This is a genomic window from uncultured Mucilaginibacter sp. (assembly GCF_903913935.1).
GTDB lineage: Bacteria > Bacteroidota > Bacteroidia > Sphingobacteriales > Sphingobacteriaceae > Mucilaginibacter.
This window is the reverse complement of the sequence record NZ_CAIWNH010000056.1, coordinates 1-3,849: the sequence shown is the minus strand read 5'-3', so window position 1 is coordinate 3,849 and position 3,849 is coordinate 1. Positions and strand designations below refer to the sequence as shown.

Sequence of the window (3,849 nt, the reverse complement as noted above, 5' to 3'; positions counted from 1 at the left end):
TTGTATAATCCGTCTTTGTTCTACTTATGATACAGCCTTTACCCTTCGCCGCGTTATAATTTCACGACCAAATACGGCAGCAAGTGTGATGATATTTATTAACAGATTGGACGGTTTTGAATGCATTTTATATAGCATATCAATTACCTGACAAGCAAATAACGGCAGCCTCTACGACGCAAATCATGACTATGGTTATTGCTTCTACAAAGCGTTAGGCCCTACGTGTCAATGTCATTATGGTAAACGGACGGTAGCGTTCATAAACGCGCTCCGTTGACTCACCCGGACATTGCTACGCTCGTCCGCCCTCTCTTTCGCTACGCGATAAAGAGGGCAAAAAAGGAAAAGTGCCTTAATTTACTGACATTGCCCTACGGGTCATGGAATTCGGTCACCCGAAAAATATTATGAAACCCCATTAATGCAAAGCAACACTACAAACGTGAAAGTCCGGCCTTGCAGCAAATACCTATTTTTCTAACGCCGCCGTTAATTTCGCCTGGAACTTTTCCACCTTATTTTTTACAGGTTTTACGGTCCTCAGGTATGCGTAAATTGCTTTAAGGTCGCCATCATTCATGCCTGCATAATCATACCAGGGCATCAGGGTTTGAAAATCTTCTTTTTCAACCCGGGCAGCCTTCGATCGATCATTATAGGTTTTAAACCTCGCCAAAAATTGAGCCTCGGTCCAGGAGCCGATGCCCGTTGCTTTATCAGGCGTAATATTTGCCGACCGTACAATGTGACCGTTGATCTGGTATTCGTGCCCGCCCGCAAACTCCAGCCCCACAATCAGTTTGCCCTTATCATCCTGTGAGTGGCATTCCTTACAGGCTGCCGAGTTGGTAAGGTATTCGCCGTATTTAAGCGTATCTGTAGCAGGGGGAATTTCGGAAAGGGTTGCTTTTTGCGGCATGGTATGCACCAGGATATTCAACGGAAAATCGAGCGTTGATTTCGGATAGTCGGCAACTATAGGCTTTAAAGTGCGTATGTAGGCGATGATGGCATACACATCTTCCCTGCTTAATTTGGAATAATAGGGCCATGGCATTAGCGGAAATATGGCATTACCGTTTTTACGTACACCACAGGTAATGGCACGAAAAATCTCGCCATCGGTCCAGCCTTTTAGCTTATATGGGGTGATATTAGGTACATTAACCGCTCCCGGAAAGCCAACCGAGGCATCAAACACTTCGCCGCCGCCGCCCAAAGTACCATCTACTATCGGCGCGGCTAATTTTGTCCAGTCGCGCTTTGAATGGCAGTCGACATATAAAGTAACATGATTGGCCAGGTATTCGCCGCGTGCGATCCGCTGCGGGGTTAGGGCAACGGTGATATTTTCAGGCTTGCCCACATCCGGCAGCGCCAGGGTGACATAGGAAATAACAGTAACGATAGCAAGCACAATAAAGATAACCGCATAAAGCAGCACTTTCTTAATTTTCTTCATGGTTCTCGGTTGAATGGGTTGCGATAAAAATAAACAAATTCTTATCACTTGCAAACTGCTCAATATCAACGTTCACCGAAAATCTGAAACAGAAAAGAGATAGTCTCAAAAGTCGATTGTATTAACGGTTACCAAATAATATTTACCTCTGTGATCTTAACGTTCTCGTCTCCGTGATCTCCGTGGTAAAATTTAACCACAGAGGGCTCAAAGAAGGCGCAGAGAGGCACAGAGTTTTTATAGCGTAAATATAATTTTGTATAATCCCTCTCTGTTCTACTTATGATACAGCCTCTCCGGTTTTTCTCATACTTCTTTTTTTCTTCTTTCGGACTTCCAGACTTTACTGACTTTCCCGACTTCCCCCTCAATTCACCTGCTCAATAGATGACGCGCCCGACTTATCATTACTGATGCTTGGGTGACCTCTATATTTAACCTCGGATGCGCCGCTTGAATGTACATTCAGGTTGTTTAACACGTTCACTTCGCAATGGCCCGCACCTGACGTTTCAATATCGCAGCTGCCAACAACAAAATCAAGCGCGTAAACATGGCCCACGCCGCTGATGCTGATATTGTGCGAAGTAGCCTGCCCTTTTAAATTTAATTCGGTAGCGCCGCTGCCTGATGTGGTTACATTTGCGGCATTAAGGTCTAAATTGACCTTGGTAGCGCCTGAAAGGTCGATATTAAGATCTTTGGTAACTAATTTACCATCGCCATCTACCTCTACTGCCCCCGAAGCTTTTATCTGTTCCAGGTTTTTAACCCCAATGGTAACCAAAATCAGCCCATTACAGAAACTCTTTTTGCTATAGATCCGGAGTTTATCTCCCTCCAGTTTTGTTTTAATATATTTCAGCAGGTTGTCATCCGCCGTTATTTTAATAGAGAAGGTACTGTCTTGTTTTAGTATCACTTTATATCCGCCTGAAATACTAATCCTGCTGAACTCTCCTACCTTGCGATCTTCTGATACCTGGTGCCCCGAACCATGAATGCAATTGAAATTGCAGGACGATAAGCCGAGCATTGCAAAACCGGCAAGCAGCGCCAGTATAGTTAATTGTATCTTTTTCATCATTTTTTGATTTTGTTGTTGGACTACAGTTTATTGTTTAAAGTTACAGTTTTGTTTTTAGTTGTAAGGGTTGTAATATGTTGTAAAGGTTGTAAAAAAGATCAGGTTGATGAGGTGCTAACTCAATCAACCTAATCAACTAATTCTAACCTAAATCAACTAATTACAAACCTGCAAATTCATCTTCAACGGGTTTGGCTGCTGCTATTACTACTGTTTGGGTTTTTGAAACCTTACCGGCTTCAAGGTTGTCGCTGCTGATGTTTTCGGCGTGGTTATATTTCAGGTCGAACTCATTTACACGGCCGCTGATGGTAGCTTTTGCCTGGTCGGCTACGGTTACTTTGGCGTTAAAAGCATCGAGGCTTAATTTTGCGGTGGCGTTGTTATGTAAGTCGACAGTAAATTCAATGCCTGAGAAATCACCGAATGATTTTACATCTGCATTGTCATAAACTGATACTGAACGAAGATCGGCGGCGGTAACCCAAACTACCAATTTTTCGGCTTTGTAGGAGGCGATGCTCAACACGCCGTTGCGGCTTTTTACCAGGGCGCTTTCGGCATAATATTTATTATAAACTTTAACCTGGTCGGCGTTGCCGTCCGAGATGTACAATTGAACGTTTCCGCGCACTTCAATTTTATTGATGGTGCTGATGTCGGTTAACACAGTTACATTTTCTCTTTTGATGGTATCTGCGTAAGTTGTTGCTGCTATTCCGGTACTTAATACAAGTGCTGTGAATAATGTTATGATTTGAGTTTTCATGATATTTATATAATTGATTGTCGTTTAATATTTTCTGTTTCTAATTACACCAATAAGACGACTCCAGTATAGATCCGTTACAGCAAAAAGGCCTCAAATAGGTACAGGAAGGGGTTTTATCGGTAAAGCGGGGGTTGGGGTCGGTGAAAAAATTTAGTTCATGGTTGATGGTTCATGGATCATGGGTAGAATTGAGAAGTCCGTCACTGCGGGATCTTCATAAGGACCCAAAGATGGAGTATTCTTGTTGATTTGAACTTGTCCGGCTGAGATCCACACCTGCTAAAATCATCATCCGCAGGTTCCTCTGGGAGAAAACCTGCGGAGCAAAAGATATGAAAAACCGTTGCTCCGCCTCGTGGCGGACTACCGCTTTGTAGCACTGTTTCCAAACGTTATTTTTGCCGCGTCAGCGGTTACCCAATTCGCGAAGGGTAGCCACTGACGTGGCAATTATACCTGGTATTTGGTTTCTACAAAGCGGTAGCCCCGATGGGGCATTTTGAAATTGTATGTTAAATTGCCTAA

3 protein-coding genes are annotated in these 3,849 nt (G+C 43.4%); all 3 read right to left on the bottom strand.

Annotation, left to right across the window (positions count from 1 at the left end):
* Positions 1 to 472 precede the first annotated feature (472 nt).
* Complete coding sequence (locus QZY09_RS02425; protein ID WP_295667667.1) at positions 473 to 1,465, bottom strand: c-type cytochrome; 993 nt, start codon at positions 1,463 to 1,465, stop codon at positions 473 to 475.
* 367 nt (positions 1,466 to 1,832) lie between these two features.
* Positions 1,833 to 2,552 (bottom strand): head GIN domain-containing protein, encoded by a 720-nt coding sequence (locus QZY09_RS02420; protein WP_295667665.1) that lies wholly within the window; start codon positions 2,550 to 2,552, stop codon positions 1,833 to 1,835.
* 160 nt (positions 2,553 to 2,712) lie between these two features.
* Positions 2,713 to 3,321, bottom strand: a complete 609-nt coding sequence (locus QZY09_RS02415) for a DUF2807 domain-containing protein (protein WP_295667662.1) — start codon at positions 3,319 to 3,321, stop codon at positions 2,713 to 2,715.
* Positions 3,322 to 3,849 lie beyond the last annotated feature (528 nt).

Bases quoted from the DNA above. Each gene is read 5' to 3' on its own strand.
- QZY09_RS02420 (WP_295667665.1), bottom strand. From the start codon at position 2,552: ATGATGAAAAAGATACAATTAACTATACTGGCGCTGCTTGCCGGTTTT.
- QZY09_RS02425 (WP_295667667.1), bottom strand. From the start codon at position 1,465: ATGAAGAAAATTAAGAAAGTGCTGCTTTATGCGGTTATCTTTATTGTG.
- QZY09_RS02415 (WP_295667662.1), bottom strand. From the start codon at position 3,321: ATGAAAACTCAAATCATAACATTATTCACAGCACTTGTATTAAGTACC.